A 2,050-nucleotide genomic window follows, 5' to 3' on the forward strand; every position below is an offset into this window, starting at 1 on the left:
CCGCTCGTTAAATTTTCATATCGACAAAAACAAAAGTAGCAAAATAACGGTTTTCGCTTTTTTAATATCAATATATTTATTTGAAATGCGGTCCGATTTTAGAAATTTAACTTGCAATACTCTTGCAAAGCTAAATTTGGATAAAAAAATAGCTTATTTTGATTTCTCCTCTAGTACAAATTTTATTTTTTAATATTTTTAAAATCCAAATTTACGCGCAAAACCGCCCAAAATAGCATAGAATAAAAAGTATCTGCAAGTTTAAATTTAGCTTGATTTTACGGACTTAAATAGCTTGCGATACTTTATATATATCACAAGATCCGCCGTCTGAAAAATCAAAGTATCGCTACTTAATAAAACTTTACGTAACCTTCTTGCATAAAATATCCACTCCATCTAAAAGCTACTTTTTTAGCTCGTCGCACCTCTCCATAACTTTGGCTAGGCTTATTTCGCCTACTTTCTATAATAATTCCTTTGGGCTTATTCACTACTTTACTGCAAAACTCGTAGATAAAATTTACCACTATTAGACATTATTTTAATGGTAGATTGTCGCTACCGCTTACAAAATACGGTTTATCTTTAACTTAGATTACTGATCCGTGCTAATAATTTGGGCATTGTATATCATTTTGGCTGATTGGATGTGTAAATTTTGACTGTTTTTATTGGATAGTCAGAGAAAATATCAACAAAAAACACTGCTGGTAGTTTCTTTTTGCTGCCGTAACTTGCGGGGGTTTTCTGTGTGTTTCTTGAAGTGGTGGCGGACAGAGAGGGATTTGAACCCTCGAGCCCCGGTTAGAAGCTGCACCCTTAGCAGGGGTGTGGTTTCGGCCACTCACCCATCTGTCCACAAAAAAGAAACCGCATTATAATTAAATACCGCTGATATCTTGCTTAAATTTGCGTTTTTGAGCCTGCCGCTCTCGCGCAGAAAAAGTAGCCGCGCAAAACTACTCAATTTTAAAGACTCGCCACGGGTCAAATTTGTAAATTTAATCCTTCCAAAGCCACCATTTTAGCTTGGCTTTGTCGGGACGGGGCGTATTTGCGTAGTAGCAAACCATGCGGTAAACGTAGAGGATACATCTGTCACTGCCGCGCCCGAGCGCCTTTGTGCGTTCAAACATTTCGTGGGGATCCGCACCCTTTAACGAAGCGATATCCTCGTAGCCGAGCGCCAGTAGATCCGCCTCGGTCGCCTCGCCGACATAGGGTATTTTCCTAAAATCGCTCAAATTTACCTCAAATTTCTTTTAAATTCCGCCAAGCTCGCCGCTTTGAGTGAAATTTAAAATTTCATTTGCGTGTTACGAAGCTCGCTAAATTTTATCTCACTACCGCGCTCAGTCGCCGCCCAAGCCGTCCTTGCGCGATGAGTTAATTAAAATTCTCGCGTGAAAACCATGCTTAAAATGATTTCGCATCAAATTTCACGCAAGCGCGGGCGTTAAATTTGATCCAAAATCCGCTCGCAGATTTCGCGCGGGTTTTGTGCCTGGTATATCGGGCGACCGACCACGATAAAATTAGCCCCCGCCTCGCGCGCAACGCCCAGATCCGCCACTCGCTTTTGATCTACTGCGCTCTCGCCAAACGGCCTTACGCCAGGGCAGAGCGTGATAAAATTTTCGCTCGTAGCGTCCTTTATCAGGCGGCTCTCGAACGCCGAGCAGACCATGCCGTCAAGCCCCGCTTCGTAGCTCATCACGCTAAATTTTCGCACGGCATCGCTTAAATTTTGCTCGTAAACCGCGCTAAATTCGGTCTCGTCAAAGCTAGTTAGCGCAGAAACCGCTAGCACCAGCGGACGCGAAGCTAGTCTGCCCAGTCGCTCCATCACCGTAGCCATCGCGCGCTTGCCGCTGCTTGCATGCACGTTTATCATGTCGACGCCGAGTTTGGCGATCTCCTCGGCGGCGTCTGCCATCGTGTTTGGGATGTCGTAGAGCTTTAGATCGAGGAAAATTTTAAAATTTCCGAGCTTTTTTAGCTCCCCCACAAATCCCGCACCGTCGCGCAAATAAGCTCGTAGCCCAAC

Annotated in this window: 2 protein-coding genes and 1 tRNA gene; all 3 read right to left on the bottom strand. The window is 43.9% G+C overall.

What is annotated here, in order from left to right; all coding sequences use genetic code 11:
- Nucleotides 1-770: 770 nt before the first annotated feature.
- A tRNA-Ser gene (locus Q0314_RS05220) sits at nt 771-861 on the bottom strand.
- Nucleotides 862-1,004: 143 nt separating this feature from the next.
- Nucleotides 1,005-1,247 (bottom strand): helix-hairpin-helix domain-containing protein, encoded by a 243-nt coding sequence (locus Q0314_RS05225; protein ID WP_297880538.1) that lies wholly within the window; start codon nt 1,245-1,247, stop codon nt 1,005-1,007.
- Nucleotides 1,248-1,459: 212 nt separating this feature from the next.
- On the bottom strand, nt 1,460-2,050 hold a 591-nt coding region (pyrF, locus tag Q0314_RS05230), incomplete at its 5' end, for an orotidine-5'-phosphate decarboxylase (RefSeq protein WP_298057281.1).

Origin of the sequence: uncultured Campylobacter sp., assembly GCF_938040115.1 — a bacterium.
Taxonomy (GTDB): Bacteria; Campylobacterota; Campylobacteria; order Campylobacterales; family Campylobacteraceae; genus Campylobacter_A.